The sequence below is a fragment of the Flexithrix dorotheae DSM 6795 genome (genome assembly GCF_000379765.1).
Taxonomy (GTDB): domain Bacteria; phylum Bacteroidota; class Bacteroidia; order Cytophagales; family Flammeovirgaceae; genus Flexithrix; species Flexithrix dorotheae.
The window spans coordinates 41,643-56,645 of the sequence record NZ_KB903435.1; the positions used below are offsets into that span (position 1 = coordinate 41,643).

16 protein-coding genes are annotated in these 15,003 nt (G+C 34.3%); 11 read left to right on the plus strand and 5 right to left on the minus strand.

All coding sequences use genetic code 11. The features are described from left to right. The first annotated feature begins 135 nt into the window (after positions 1–135). From A3EM_RS0109955 to A3EM_RS0109970, 4 genes are read left to right on the plus strand one after another with little or no spacing between them, the layout of a single operon-like run. Positions 136–1,107, plus strand: a complete 972-nt coding sequence (locus A3EM_RS0109955; RefSeq protein ID WP_020528055.1) for a TRAP transporter substrate-binding protein — start codon at positions 136–138, stop codon at positions 1,105–1,107. Positions 1,108–1,110: 3 nt separating this feature from the next. Beyond that, positions 1,111–1,578, plus strand: coding sequence for a TRAP transporter small permease (locus tag A3EM_RS0109960; protein ID WP_020528056.1), 468 nt, complete (start codon positions 1,111–1,113; stop codon positions 1,576–1,578). After that, positions 1,575–2,849: a TRAP transporter large permease gene (locus tag A3EM_RS0109965; RefSeq protein ID WP_020528057.1), complete on the plus strand. Its 1,275-nt coding sequence runs from the start codon at positions 1,575–1,577 to the stop codon at positions 2,847–2,849. Before A3EM_RS0109960 ends, A3EM_RS0109965 begins: the two co-directional genes overlap by 4 nt. Positions 2,850–2,896: 47 nt before the next feature. Continuing rightward, on the plus strand, positions 2,897–3,841 hold the full coding sequence (locus tag A3EM_RS0109970) for a nitrilase family protein (RefSeq protein ID WP_026210212.1): 945 nt from the start codon (positions 2,897–2,899) through the stop codon (positions 3,839–3,841). A 205-nt stretch (positions 3,842–4,046) separates the two neighbouring features. On the opposite strand, the gene A3EM_RS47500 is transcribed toward A3EM_RS0109970, so the two are convergent. After that, positions 4,047–4,262, minus strand: a complete 216-nt coding sequence (locus A3EM_RS47500) for a hypothetical protein (protein WP_157637808.1) — start codon at positions 4,260–4,262, stop codon at positions 4,047–4,049. Positions 4,263–4,383: 121 nt separating this feature from the next. Here A3EM_RS47500 and A3EM_RS45680 point away from each other — a divergent pair, with 121 nt between their 5' ends. Continuing rightward, positions 4,384–5,250 carry a PA14 domain-containing protein gene (locus A3EM_RS45680; protein WP_020528060.1) on the plus strand — a complete coding sequence of 289 codons (867 nt, stop codon included), beginning with the start codon at positions 4,384–4,386 and terminating at the stop codon, positions 5,248–5,250. Between the two features lie 56 nt (positions 5,251–5,306). Here A3EM_RS45680 and A3EM_RS0109985 read toward each other — a convergent pair whose 3' ends face one another. From A3EM_RS0109985 to A3EM_RS0110010, 4 genes are all read right to left on the minus strand, one after another. Beyond that, positions 5,307–6,545: a DUF2264 domain-containing protein gene (locus tag A3EM_RS0109985; protein ID WP_020528061.1), complete on the minus strand. Its 1,239-nt coding sequence runs from the start codon at positions 6,543–6,545 to the stop codon at positions 5,307–5,309. A 644-nt stretch (positions 6,546–7,189) separates the two neighbouring features. Further along, a complete protein-coding gene (locus A3EM_RS42005; protein ID WP_020528063.1) occupies positions 7,190–7,855 on the minus strand; it encodes a YceI family protein in 666 nt (221 codons plus the stop codon). Positions 7,856–8,222: 367 nt separating this feature from the next. Continuing rightward, the gene (locus A3EM_RS0110005) at positions 8,223–8,618 is read right to left on the minus strand and encodes a hypothetical protein (protein WP_020528065.1); all 396 of its coding nucleotides are present in this window, start codon (positions 8,616–8,618) and stop codon (positions 8,223–8,225) included. 189 nt (positions 8,619–8,807) lie between these two features. Further along, entirely contained in the window at positions 8,808–9,224 is a 417-nt protein-coding gene (locus tag A3EM_RS0110010) for a hypothetical protein (RefSeq protein ID WP_020528066.1), read from the minus strand. A gap of 463 nt (positions 9,225–9,687) precedes the next feature. Between A3EM_RS0110010 and A3EM_RS0110020 the strand changes: the two genes are divergently transcribed. From A3EM_RS0110020 to A3EM_RS0110050, 6 genes are all read left to right on the plus strand, one after another. Then, entirely contained in the window at positions 9,688–10,584 is an 897-nt protein-coding gene (locus A3EM_RS0110020; protein ID WP_169513344.1) for a MerR family transcriptional regulator, read from the plus strand. A gap of 181 nt (positions 10,585–10,765) precedes the next feature. Beyond that, positions 10,766–12,229: a phytoene desaturase family protein gene (locus tag A3EM_RS0110025; protein WP_020528069.1), complete on the plus strand. Its 1,464-nt coding sequence runs from the start codon at positions 10,766–10,768 to the stop codon at positions 12,227–12,229. Between the two features lie 144 nt (positions 12,230–12,373). Further along, positions 12,374–13,219, plus strand: a complete 846-nt coding sequence (locus A3EM_RS0110035; protein WP_020528071.1) for a phytoene/squalene synthase family protein — start codon at positions 12,374–12,376, stop codon at positions 13,217–13,219. A gap of 52 nt (positions 13,220–13,271) precedes the next feature. Next, a complete protein-coding gene (idi, locus tag A3EM_RS0110040) occupies positions 13,272–13,799 on the plus strand; it encodes an isopentenyl-diphosphate Delta-isomerase (RefSeq protein ID WP_020528072.1) in 528 nt (175 codons plus the stop codon). Between the two features lie 7 nt (positions 13,800–13,806). Beyond that, positions 13,807–14,268, plus strand: a complete 462-nt coding sequence (locus A3EM_RS0110045; protein ID WP_020528073.1) for a sterol desaturase family protein — start codon at positions 13,807–13,809, stop codon at positions 14,266–14,268. A gap of 13 nt (positions 14,269–14,281) precedes the next feature. Continuing rightward, positions 14,282–14,989, plus strand: a complete 708-nt coding sequence (locus A3EM_RS0110050) for a lycopene cyclase domain-containing protein (RefSeq protein ID WP_020528074.1) — start codon at positions 14,282–14,284, stop codon at positions 14,987–14,989. Positions 14,990–15,003 lie beyond the last annotated feature (14 nt).

A 15,003-nucleotide genomic window follows, 5' to 3' on the forward strand; every position in this document is an offset into this window, starting at 1 on the left:
TCACATACGGATTATCAATGTCAAATTGATCGAATTTTTTTTATGCACATGACTGTAGATAAATTTGCTTTTAAATTTTATTGAAGGTCCGTTTTAACTTGCTATTTCAAAATTGAAAATGAAAAATAACTAATTGTGAGGAAGGTATTATTGTTAATTGTTTGCCTGTCTTTTCTATCCAATTGCCAGCAAAAAGAAAAGAAAGCCAAATATATATTTCGAATAGGCCATGTGGCCAATGAAGAACATACCTGGCATAAAGCGTTCCTGCATTTCTCTGAAATTTTAAAAGAACGATCAAATGGTGAGATTGATGTGCAGGTATTTCCCAGTGAGCAATTGGGAAAAGAAGTAGAAATTATTCGCAGCATTAAAGCAGGAATTGTAGACATGACCATTACGGGAGGCACGCTCCAGAATTGGTCTGAAGTGGCATGTTTCTCAGATTTGCCCTACCTTTTTAGAGATGATGACCACATGCTCAAGGTCACGGAAGGTGATATTGGGGAATATATCGAAGATAAGTTACTGAAAGAAACCGGTTTGCGACCTGTTGCCTATTTTGTCCGTGGGCCAAGATACCTTACTACCAATCGCCCTATCCGACACCCGGATGATTTGAATGGCATCATTCTTAGGGTTCCAAATGTCCCTTCTTATGTTTCCGCATGGGAAGCCTCTGGGGCCAAACCCACTCCAATGGCCTTTTCTGAAGTTTTTACTTCCCTGCAACAAGGGGCTATTGAAGCTCAGGAAAACCCATTAGCCATGATCTACACCTCAAGTTTTTTTGAGGTGCAAAAATACCTCAATCAAACCGAACACCTCATGAGTTGGGGATACATTATGGTAGGAGAAAAGCAATTCCAACAACTTTCCCCCGAATTGCAAAAGCTATTTCTTGAATGTGCCAAAGAAATGCAGGATTACGAACATCAGCTTTTTTTAGAAAGGGAATCTACTTTTAAAAAATTAATTGAGGAAAAAGGCATGGAATTCATCGAAGTGGACAAAGCAGCATTTCAGGAAAAAGCAGCCCCGGCAGTTTACCAAAGTCTATCCCCAGACATGCAGAAACTTTACACCAAAATAAAAGAACTTAAATAAACTATGGTAAATCATCTTAATAAGGGAATATCAAGGTTCCTGAAGTACGGGACTTTGATTAGTACAACCGGGCTAATTGGAATGGTCTGTGTGCAAATATTTGCCCGTTTTGCCCTGGAAAGTGCTCCTTCATGGACAGAGGAAGCTTCCCGTGTTTTTTTCATATTTGCCATCAGCTTTGGAGCCGGGCTGGCCCTAAAAGATCATTACTTTGTAGCACTGGATGTATTTTACGACAAATTTCCAGACAAAGTAAAAACTTTACTTAATGTAGGCATCAGCCTTTTAAACTTTGCACTGTTTACTATTTTTCTGATTTATTCCATTTTCTTTATACAATTAGGAAGTGTAGAGACTTCACCAAGTTTGGGAATAAGTATGGCTATTCCCTTTATTAGTATGGTCATTTTAGGTTTATTCATGGCGTACTTTTCCTTTTTACAATTATTGAAAGCATTTAAAAAATTATGATATTTCTACTCGTTTCCATATTTATAATAGCCCTTATCATTCGAATCCCTATAGCTATTGCACTGGGTTTATCCTGTATGGGTTATATTCTCGTATCCGATATTCCCTTATTGATTGTCCCGCTTAAAATGTATTCGGGAATTGATGTTTTTGTGTTACTTAGTGTCCCGGGATTTATTCTGGCAGGTAATATCATGAATAGTGGCGGACTTACCGAGAAAATTATTGCTTTCTGTAATCATCTGGTTGGGCATGTGAGAGGGGGACTGGCTATGGCAAACATTGGTTCTTCCATGTTATTCGCAGGAATTTCAGGAACAGCGGTAGCCGATACAGCCAGTATAGGTTCAATTATGATTCCCGCCATGAATAAAGAAGGATATAAAACAGGTTTTTCCTGTGCAGTAACAGCTTCCTCTTCTACAGTTGGTCCAATTATTCCACCAAGTGTTCCCATGATTATTGCCGGAACCTTAACCGGACTTTCTGTTGGAAAACTATTCGTAGCGGGTGCTGTACCTGGTTTTTTACTGGGTATTGGTTTGATGATTACAGCCTATGTCATTTCTGTAAAAGAGAAATATCCAAAGTTACCTAAAAGCTCTTTTAAACAAATTTCTCAGGGTTTTCTGGAAACTTTCTGGGCATTACTCATGACTTTAATTATCCTTTTTGGCATAATAGGAGGGATATTTACACCCACAGAAGCCTCCATTATTGCGGTAATATATGCCATATTGGTAGGCATGTTTGTTTATAAAAAACTTACCTGGAAAAGACTTCCTGTTATCATTATCGATTCCTTAAAAACTTCCGCTTCGCTAATGGTACTGGTTGGCTTTGCCAATTTATTTGGCTGGATATTAATTACCGAACGAATTCCCCAGCAAATAGCAGCTGGTCTGCTGGATATTACCCAAAACAAAATCCTTATTTTATTGCTGATTAATTTAATCCTTATTGTGGTCGGAACATTTATGGAAACTGTAGCTGCCTTGTTAATTCTTTTCCCAATTCTACTCAAAGTAGCAGTTGGCGTAGGAGTTGATCCGGTCCAGTTTTCTGTAATAGCTGTTTTAAACCTGATAATTGGATTAACCACTCCACCGGTTGGTGTTTGTTTGTTTGTGGCGTCAAGTATAGGAAAAATTTCTATTGGAAAAGTAAGTACGGCTGGCATGCCCTTCCTTTTGGTTAGCTTCTTAATTCTGTTATTGGTAACCTATATTCCTGAAATTTCCTTGTTTTTACCCAGTTTATTTTATGATTGAATGGATGGAGAGTACTCCCCTATCCTCTTTTTAATTTAGTTCAAAAGATGAAACCTTTAAAAATAGCAACAGCTCAATTCGAGCCAAAAGATGGCGATAAAGTTTATAACCTTTCGGTAATTGAAAACTTAACAGCAAGTGCAAAAGCAAAGGGTGCAGACCTGGTTAGTTTTCACGAAATGAGTATTACGGCTTATACATTTTTTAAGGATTTGTCAAAGGAGGAGGTCCTGGATTATGCTGAACCAATACCAGAAGGACCAAGTACACAAACCCTGATTCAACTTTCCAAAAAATATAAGATACCGATACTTGCAGGACTTGTGGAAAAAGAGGGTGATGAAATTTACAACACCTATATATGTGTGGATGAAACCGGATTGAAAGCAAAATACAGGAAACTCCATCCTTTTATAAGCAAGTATATGTCCCCGGGAAATGAATATGTAACTTTTGATTTACTGGGTTGGAAATGTGGTATTCTCATATGCTATGACAACAATGTAATTGAAAATGTAAGGGCTACCACACTTTTGGGTGCTGATATTATTTTTGCCCCTCATGTAACCGGATGTACACCTTCAGCCATGCCAGGAAGAGGCTATGTATCCAATGAACTTTGGCAAAAAAGGGATATAGATCCTGTTCCATTAAGAATGGAATTTGACGGTCCTAAAGGCCGGCAATGGTTACTTAGGTGGCTTCCTGCCAGAGCTTATGATAATGGGGTTTATTATGTTTTTTCCAACCCGATTGGCTACGATGGAGAACATTTGAAAAATGGTAATTCCATGATTCTCGATCCTTATGGGGAAATCCTTTCTGAAATAAAAAGTTTTGATAATGACATCTGCCTGGCAGTTGTCACACCAGAGAAATTAAAACTTGCCGGTGGCTACCGTTACCGAAATGCCAGAAGACCCGAATTATATGGAGATATTTTGGGAAAACAGCATAAACCAAAACTAAAACCTGTTTGGATGAATGATTAGTGATTAGTAATTAGTAGAAAATTTGATCCGCAGTTATTGAGTTCCATCCCTTAGGAATTAAATTTAAAATAAAATCTTTGTTGACTTCCACCCCCATTCTAATCAAATAAGGCTTTTCAGAACTTGAATTCTTATAAAGATGTTGAAAAGATAATTTAAGTATACAATATTTCAAAATTCCCCAATATTCGGGATTGATTACCGGTTACAGTGCCATTAGTATTGTACCTACAACCAACCAAAAAATGGAAAAATCACGCTGGAAAAGTTTATTTCTTCCCCTCCTCACAGGCTTGATGATTTTTTTATTTTGTTTTATTATTTCTCCTGAAGGAAACTGGGGATTAATTATCAAAGGAGCAGGTATTGTTTTAGGTATTATTCCCATTATCTTTACGCTCAACTCAAAGTAAACTATCATTCGCTATCTGTCAATAATATGATATTGGCTTTACTAGAAATTTGTCTCTATTGATTGCCTAGGATAATCGGTGTCAATGGGGTAATTAGTCTCAGAAAAAATTATTGATTAGCGTTTTTTTATGTGTAATTGGAAGAAAATTATTTTTCAAACCGGGATAATTGCCGGGTTTGGAGTTTTTTTTAGTTGTGGGAACTCTGGCGAACAACAAGTAAATCAGCAAAAAAAAAAGAGTCAGAAAAATGCTTTGTCCATTATTCGAAATGATGATTGCCTGAATTGTCATAATATTCAGGATAAAACGGTTGGCCCGCCTTATAATGAAATAGCAAAACGATATGAAACGAATAATGAAAATATCAAGAATCTTTCCGACAAAATTATAAATGGTGGAGGTGGCATTTGGGGAGGAGCACAAATGAGCAAACACCCATTTTTAAAAAGCCGCGATGCTTCCAAAATTGTAAGATGGATTCTCTCTCTGGATTCGGAAGAAGTATTAAAAATCACACAAATCCCTGGTTTATCAATCCAGGATTTAAAGGACAAACCTATTGAAAAAGGGATATCATTTCGATTTTATTCACCCGAAAATCATAACTTTTCCAGTAGTCTTCCTGAAATAGCAGAAAGTGTTTCGCCACTGGATGAGCTCTTTGTTCCCCAAATCCATTTTAAAGGAAAATCAGTATTCTCACCCATTTCGGAATCTTTTTACCTGATTGCCAAAGGAAAATTGAAAATAGAGAAGGTGGGAAAATACTTTTTTAAGATGGAAAAATCGGGAAAAGGAGAATTAAGTATCAATAACCGGGTAGTCATTTCAGATAGTGAGGAAGATCAGGAAATTGTGCTGGACCTTACCCAAGGCAGTCATGATTTTTCATTGAAATATCTAAGTAGCAAAGGAGAGGAAACATTATCTCTTCAATGGATAGTGCCCGGGGATGAGTATTATTCCGTTATTCCTGTGGAATTTTTTGAGTAAAAAGAAGATACCCTTAAAAGTTAAAATCCTTTTTGGGGTATCTCCATTAACCCGAATTATTTCAAGGCTTTGTCATTGGGTAGATTCTCCCCCGACCAGATTTTTTTTGCCGTCCAATCCTTTGCAGGTGAAGTCCAAAATTCATCATTTGGTTGTAACCCTAATGGCAGCAAACCTACCGAACACAGGTACATACTCCCGGTGGAGAGATAGGTTTCAGCAATATCTGGCTGATGTCCGCAAAAGCCTATAGTAAGCCATCCTTTATTATCAAAAGTTCCATTGGCTTCAATCATCCTTTTTATTACAGCCGTTAAACCACATCGGACTTGTGCTGGAGAGACACCCTCAGGTAGTTTTTTCATTAAAGCCATTTGGGCCAATACCTGAAAAGCACCAAATCTATACGGTAGTGATCTCCCTATGGGAGGAAAAGTCCCTTCCGGGGAAATCAATCTTTCCTGAATGGCTGCATATCGGATTGCCCTTTTTAATACCAAATCATATTTATCTCCATTCCTTTTTTCATGTTTATTCAAAATAAACAGAATATCTAACAACATGGGTTGAATTACATAACTATTATAGTAATCCCAATGGAATTCTTCTCCGTCACCATATACACCATCTCCCAAATACCATTCAAGATGCTTTTTTACCGCATAGTCAACTCTCATCATATCACACTCTCCGGTAATTTCCAACAAGCAGGCTTCCACCATCGCACTAAACAAAAGCCAATTATTATAATAAGGTGTGATTACCCGACTGGATTTTAAGGCATTTATTAAATTGATTTTGTCCGCTTCCTCCAATTTTCCTAAAAGTTGCTGAGGAGCCCTCAACAATCCATGACATAAAAATGCTGCATCTACTACAGGTTGTCCTCCTTTTGTAAAATTCATAAAATCCGGGGATTTGGGATTAACTGCGTGACCAAGGGATTTTAAAGTTAAATCAATAAATTCTTTTCTTAATTTCCCTTCAGCATCAGTTCCTTCACCACGCTCCAGCCATGGTGCAACACCCGCCAATAATCTTCCGAAAGCTTCCAGATAGGTAACTTCTCCCCTATTTGTTCGGTGCCCTTCCTTTGCCTCTACCGGCATCAACGCTTTGAGTTTGCCCTGACTCAACGCCTCCAAAACTGGTCTGGAAATTCTTTCTGTAGTAGTGACCCAAAACTCACGGTCCTCTTTTGCTTTGGAATCTGAATTTTGTCCGTTCCCTATTTTTGGGAGAAAATTACCAAGCCCTGCCAATGAAACTCCCTTTATAAAATTTCTTCTTATCATTATTTATTGGAATAAATTAAAATTTCAACCAAGTTCGATTTAGGTTTTAAATATAAGATGCTACATTTTTAATTTAAGAAATAAAACCAAATAAGATGGTACTTAAATTCATCAGGTCTCATTAATTCCTGCTTTTTGTTTTCTGTAATTCAGATTTATGGCCCTGAATAAAATAAAGAAATACTATGATTTACCCAACAAGGAAGTAGGAATGCAGAGAACAAGGATTAGCCTTTCAAAAAAATGATTGAAAGAGAAAGAATTGCTTTTCTAAATGAAATTATCAGCCAACCAAACCAGGAGTCAAATTGAGGGTGATATTGATAAGATATTTTACTGAGCTTTATTCCAGAATTATTGGGATAATTTAAACTGGTGGGAATTTTTATACAAAGAAGTTGTCTAAAGCAAAGGATTTCTTAATAAGCATGAATAGATTTTGTTTTAGGCGATCCAGTTTTGAGGCGGATTGGTTACACCATAGAATAATGGAGATTATTTGAGAAAAAATCGAAGCAGCATAGAACAATATGCTACCTTTCACATTAGAGAGGTTATACTTTAGACAACTTCAAAAAAAATTTGACTTACTTTTTCATTAAAAGGCAGAAAAAGCAAGTCAAATAAGTCTTACATTTCAAATATTAATTAGGGCAATTTTTTACTAATTTCGAGGATATATTGAGTTCCACATCAGGCCAAAGCTTACTCACCCCATCAGTACCAGTATGACCAGCCAGACAAACTTTATTTAAAGCATCGATAGCAGCCATTCCATCCCAATCACCTACATTTATTTCCCCTTCTAAATAAACCTGTTCTCCTTTGACAGCATAAGCCAATTCAACTACTTTTTCAATTTCATTAAGTGTTAAATTTACTGTGGCCTTCCCTGAATTATCATCGCCTTCCAGAGCAGCAACTTTCCCGGTAATCATACCTGTATTGGTCAATGTACCAAAAAAGCTTTCTACTATTTTTTGATCTCTAATTGGATTTTCTGTGTTTACACTTCCAGTTTCAATACTAAATTCTAAGCCATTTAATAATTCTTTTGGAGAACCAGATTCCTTTGCACTAAGTACCTTAAATTCATCGAACTTCCCTCCTACTCCAACTTTCTCGGTTAGTTTAAAGGCGGTCCATTCCACAGTTGTAGAATCTTTTAAATAGCTATATGTACAAGAAACCGGGGAGGTTGTTTCTGATTGGGATTCATCACCTCCTTCATTATCTGAAGCTTTTTTATCACACGATATTAAAAATAGAATGAAGCTAAAAATGAATAGGGTTAAATTAAATTTTTTCATGGTTAAATTATTTGTTAGAATTTTGAACCGGCAAAATAACCTTAATTTACTTAAGACCCAAAATCAACAAATTGTTTATAAAATCAGACTGTGCATAAATCTATCCTGTAAAGTAGGTAAATTCAGCCTTCATGCAAAACTATTTCTTGTAAAACAAAGTAGGCTAAGCACAAAGATGCCTAGCCTACCGAACTACTAACTAACCAAAAAACTAATCTTATATATCTTTAGCGGTTTAAAAAAACCTTCAAATCTTCAAAAAAACGTGCCATTATCATTTGTCCTATGCCCAAAAGAATTATCAAATATGGCACGTTGTTATTCATAGCTGGCTGAGTCTATCTGCTAATGTTAGTTTTCAGAACACTTATTGTCCAATTAACCAATTTTTTCCTTTTTCAAAATTTCTGAATTGTCCAATTTTAAACTGACCGATCTTGATTACATCTATTAATTCCCGATCATTTAAACAATCATAATCATCCTTCACTATTGCTATACTGGTATATCCTGAGTTTATTAATCTTGGAATTAAGTCGATGTAAACCCATCCATCAGAATTATTCTTACCTGGTTTGAGATCTGATAAATCCACCAACCACTTATAGCAATCCTCACTTCCTGACAACTCTTTTGCAAACTCAATTGATTCTTCTAATTGAATTTTTGCTGATTCATTTTCATTCGCCTCGCTCCACTTATCTATGATGCAATCTGAAATTTCATCATAAAATAAATTTGTTTGTTCTTTTGTTATTTCCATACTTTAATGGATTTTGCTAGTTGAGTTGCTAAACAATTATCCAAAATAGATACCAAAATTAAAAATGATGAAAAAAAAATTATAACTTATTGATTATCAGTCTAATATTTTTTATAATTTTAAAACCATCATGCTTGAATTTAATATTTTATTGCTTAAATATCAGCAATTTCCTATATTTCATCCGAATTAATCCATGCTTAGCCATGAAATTGCAGCGTCTTTACTTTTAAAAACTTTTGGCTTATAATCTTGGCTTGTATATAAATTCTCCATTTCATCAAGCAATTGCTCCAAAGAAACAAGTGTAAATATATACTCGCTATTAATTAGTGCCGCTTTTGAATGCTGGACTTGAGGAATTAACCCTAATTTATGATTGATCCAGGTTTGCACTTCTGGGGCCAGAATAAATTTTAACTCTTTGGTATTCCATAAGATTTTTTTAGGGGCAATTTTGCGAAGTAGCCTAAACAGTTTCAACATCTCTTTCCTAAAGTCATACAATGACATGTCTTCACTTTCCAATCTCCAATTAATTTCAATTAATGACTGATCAGCAGAAAATATTATTTCCTGATAATTACTATCATACAACTTTTCCATTCATCAAGGTAGTTTATATACAGCTGGTATAATCAATGGGAGGACCATAGCATTCTCCCGAAATTCTTTTGTTTAAAGCAGTATTTTTGGAAAGCAAATAATTCGTACCATTGAAGCACTTTGAAATTCGAATCAATGGAATTTGTAGTATTGGTTAATACTATTACCAATAATAAATTAATTTTGATTAGTACGGTAGAATATTCTTATGGAAATTAGAGTTTCGAGATTACAAACCCGAAACATCCAGAAAAGAACTTGTTGAGGACCCGACAAATATAGTGCATATCCTATTGAATCCTTAATGACCTTTAATTTATTCTTTACAAAAATTATTGTTTCCAAATTTTCCTGATATATCAGGAAAATAAATTTAAATTAATCGGCATTGATAAAAACAAAAATAAGGATATTACAGTTTGTTTAATTATAATTGTATAAAGTTAAACAAAATTCTATTGCCTTGGAATACGTTAAATCAATTTTCAACATAAAAGATCTTGAAAATTTAAGCGGCATTAAATCCCATACCATTAGAATTTGGGAGAAAAGATATAATTTATTGTCACCCGAACGGACTGACTCTAACATTCGATTTTATAATATTGAAAATTTAAGGAAATTATTAAATGTCACTATACTCTATAATAATGGTTTCAAAATTTCCAAGCTTTCAAAATTAAATGAGGTAGAAATCAATGAGCTGATCAAAGAACTCATTTTAAAAAAGAATTCAAAAGAACAATATCTCAATTACCTCAAATTGTCCATGTTGACTTTTGACCATCTTCTTTTTGATACTACCTACAATAAGTTAATTGCCGAGGATTCATTTTCAAATGTTTTTGTGGAAATTTTTATCCCATTACTATTTGAAATTGGCTTATTATGGCAAATAAATACTATTTGTCCAGCTCACGAGCATTTTATTAGTAACCTGATCAAACAAAAAATATATGCAAATATTGAACGGGTTCAGTTTGGAAATGAATTAAGAAACGACAAGATTTACGTTTTATACCTTCCTGACAATGAAATCCACGAATTGGGTCTGCTTTTTATTCATTATATGATTATAAAAAAGGGTTTCAAATCAATATATATTGGACAAAGCGTACCCATTGAAGACTTAGAGGCTTTTAAAGATTACGGTGAGAAATTAACCTTTATATCTTTTTTCACTACTCATCCTATGCAGGAAAATTTACAAGAATATTTAAATGACCTGGATAAATTGTTTTTAAATGTCGGTTGTAACTTTTTGATTGCCGGAAAAAAATTAGATGATCCAACCATAGAAAAACCATCGTCAAAATTCACCTTAATCCCAAATGTGAAAAATATTCTTGAATTAATCTAATCCTACAAACAATTTCGATTCAGCCAGGTTAATGCAATAAAGTGAATTTAAGCTTTAAAGTAAATTTTGGAAGATTAAAAAGCACAGTGGTCTGCTGTAATTTTAATATGCAAAATTTTAACTTTCTGAAGCAAAATCACTAAAATTAGAAATTAAGTAAGATCCCCAAAAAATTTTAGAGTTGAAAAAAAAAATAAATGTAATTGGGTCAGGATTTTCTTCCCTAAGTGTAGCCTGTCATCTGGCAAAATCCGGCTTTGAGGTGAAAATATTTGAGAAAAATGATTCCCCGGGTGGCAGAGCCAGACAATTAAAGGAGGACGGTTTTACTTTCGATATGGGACCAACCTGGTATTGGATGCCTGATGTTTTCGAGAGGTTTTTCAATTCGTTTGGTAAAAGTGTGGAAGAATATTACAAATTAATCAGATTAGACCCTGGTTATATGGTTTATTTTTCCCGGGAAGATAAATATACCATTCCTGCCAGTTTAACTGACCTTTATAGTTTGTTCGATTCTTTGGAAAAAGGCAGTTCAAAAAAGCTGGAAGCTTTTCTAAATGAAGCAGAGTATAATTACAATTTAGCCATTAAGGATTTAGTTTACAGACCAGGAAATTCTCCACTGGAACTGGTAACAAAGGAAACCTTATTGAAATTAAATTTATTCCTCAAATCTATCAGTCAGCAAATTAAAGGACATTTGAAGCATCCTTATTTAGTTCAAATGCTAGAATTTCCTGTTCTATTCCTTGGAGCGAAACCTGAAAATACACCTGCATTCTACAACTTCATGAATTATGCTGACCTAAAGCTCGGCACTTGGTACCCTGAAGGAGGAATGTTTGAGGTGGTAAAATCCATGGTTGAATTGGCCAAAGAATTAGGAGTTGAGTTTCTCTACAATTCGAATGTGGAAGAAATTGTTGTTGAAAATAATCTGGCCAAAGGTATTGTAGTAAATGGAAAACTTCACGAAGCAGATATAACCGTTTCTGGAGCTGACTACCACCACACCGAGAAACTATTACCCCCAAAGTTCCGGGGCTATTCAGAAAAATACTGGAACAACAGAACACTCGCCCCATCGGCTCTTCTATTCTATTTAGGCATAGATACTAAAGTGAAAAATGTAGAACATCATACTCTATTTTTTGATGCCGATTTCAAAAAACATGCGGTAGATATTTATGATGATCCTAAATGGCCTGAAGATCCATTATTTTATGCAAGCTTTCCAAGCAAAACAGATAAACTGGCGGCTCCGGAAGGGAAAGAGAATGCCATTATTTTAATTCCCGTTGCACCAGGAATTGAAGATAATGAAAATTTGAGGGAAAAGTACTACGATCTGGTAATGGACAGACTTGAAAATCTGGTTGGCCAGGAAATTAAAAAGTACATTTCCTATAAAAAGTCTTACTCAATAAATGATTTTATTGGAGATTATAATTCCTTTAAAGGTAATGCTTATGGCCTTGCAAACACTTTGATGCAAACCGCCTTTTTAAGACCCAAAATAAAAAGTAAAAAGGTCCCTAATCTCTATTTTACCGGACAACTTACTGTACCGGGCCCCGGAGTACCACCATCACTTATTTCCGGGGAAATAGTCGCAAAAGAAATTGAAAGAAAATTAATATGACCAACTAAAAAAAATCCATATGTGATAATACTAAAATTATAATTATATTAAACTGAAATTTTATTTTTTTAGCTTCAGGTTGCTTAAGTATATGATTATCATTTCTACCTTTTTTGAATATTCCACAATTTAATATCCATATATATGAAACAAATTTTTGATGATGTATCTTTTTCATGTAGCAAAAAAGTAACAAAGGCCTATAGTACATCCTTTTCAATTGCTGTAAAAATGTTAGGTCCCTCCATTAGAGATGCCATTTATAGTATTTATGGATTTGTCAGATTTGCTGATGAAATTGTAGATACTTTTCATGGATACAATAAAGAACAACTATTGGAGGAATTTGAAAAAGACACCTATAAATCTATCCGAAATCAAATAAGTCTTAATCCTATTCTTAATAGTTTTCAAGCTACCGTAATCAAATACAAAATAGATCATGAACTCATTGATTCATTTTTAAAAAGCATGAAAATGGATCTGGACAAGGTTATCTATGATAAAGAAAAATATGTGGAATATATTTATGGTTCGGCCGATGTGGTAGGTTTGATGTGTTTAAAAGTTTTTGTAAATGGAAATCCGGACCAATATAAGAAGTTGAAACCAATGGCTATGAAATTGGGTTCTGCTTTCCAAAAAGTAAATTTTTTAAGGGATCTTAAAAATGATTACGAAAGTCTGAACAGAACTTATTTTCCTAACCTGGACGTGGGAAACTTTACGCCACAGGTAAAGTCAATTATTCAGGACGAAATAGAAGCTGACTTTAGAGAAGCTTATACAGGAATTGTACAGTTGCCCAAAGAGGCTCGATTTGGAGTATATATGGCTTATATCTATTATAAAAACCTTTTCAACAAGATAAAGCGCACACCCTCACAGCACCTTCTTGAAACCCGAATAAGAATTCCTAATAGCCAAAAATTGAGCATATTGGTATTTTCTTATTTCAAAATGAAAATTGCCAATTTTAAAATGATTTAAATTTGAAGGAAGGTTTTATACATTTAATGAATTGTGAAAATAAAAACAGATAATGACGGGGATATCGGTAATTTGCGTAGATAAACAGAACAATGAGATTGGAGAAATGTCCAAGAAGGAAGTACATGAAAAAGGTATACTTCACAGGGCATTTTCAATCTTTATTTTTAACAGCAAGGGTCAACTTTTACTGCAACAAAGGGCAAAAGATAAATACCATTCAGGAGGATTATGGACGAATACATGCTGTAGTCATCCAGCTCCGGGGGAAAATACGCTGGAAGCTGCAAATCGAAGATTGATGGAAGAAATGGGAATGCATACCCATCTAGAACATGTTTTTGATTTCACTTATACTGCTCACTTTGAAAATGGGTTAATCGAAAACGAATATGATCATGTTTTCTTTGGATTTACTGATGAATTACCATCAATAAATAAAGAGGAAGTGGAAAACTGGAAATTGGTAAATTTTGATGAATTAGATTTGGAAATTTCTGAAAATAGTAACCATTTTACTGCCTGGTTTAAAATTATTTATCCAAAAGTAAAAACTCATTTTCAAACAAAACTTCAATAAAAGAAAAATGGGAATATTAATCATTATTGGAACATTCGTTTTTATGGAGTTTGTGGCTTGGTTTGCCCATAAATACATTATGCATGGTTTTTTATGGGTACTTCACAAAGACCACCATGTAAAAGAAAACTCTGAGCAGGTATTAGAAAAAAATGATTTTTTCTTCTTAATATTTGCTACCCCAAGTATTTTGCTTTTCGTCAGCTGGAAGTACTTTGCTATGGAGGAGCTATTTTATGTAGCAATGGGGATAGTTGTCTATGGTTTAGCTTATTTTTTTATTCATGAGATTTTTATTCACCAAAGAATAAAACTACTCAGAAACTCCAATAATATCTATTTTAAAGCTATTAGAAGGGCTCACAAAATTCATCATAAACATATCACCAAAGAAGACGGAGAATGTTTTGGGATGCTGTTTGTCCCTCTAAAGTATTTTAGAAAAACTGCTGTCCAACAAAAAAAGTAAAGTCTTTTCCTGTATGTCCTTATACCTTATCCTGAATTTGGCTTCAATTTCAATTCCGTTTTTTTGTAGCTTTGATAAAAGAATGCCCTTTTTCAAATATTGGAAATACCTCTTTCCGGCAATATTAATATCGGGGATCATTTTTATTTCCTGGGACGTTTATTTTACAAAAATTGGAGTTTGGGGATTCAACCCCGCTTATCACTCCAACCTGATCATTTTTGGCTTACCTTTAGAAGAGTGGCTATTTTTCTTTTGCATCCCGTATGCATGTGTATTTACCCATTATTCATTGATATATTTTTTCCCGGATAAATTATACACTAAAAAAAGCATTAATATCATTTCCTATTCCTTAATCATAATCTTTTTTTTGCTGGGAATACTGAATACTGATAAATTATATACTTCAAGTACTTTTGTTTTAACCGCTGTAATTCTGATTTACTCAGTAATCTACCACCAGAAAACTCTTGGTTATTTTTATTGGACTTTTTTAGTGATGCTTATTCCCTTTTTTATTGTAAATGGAATATTAACAGGGTTTGCAATTCCAGAGGAGGTAGTGTGGTACAATAATAATGAAAATCTGGGAATAAGAATGATCACCATTCCAGTGGAAGATACTTTTTATGGATTCTCTCTTATTTTGCTCAATATCCTGATTATCGATTTTTTAAAAGAAAAAAGGCTCTCAAACCTTATCGGTGGAAAGCCTTAAATAGTGATTAACAA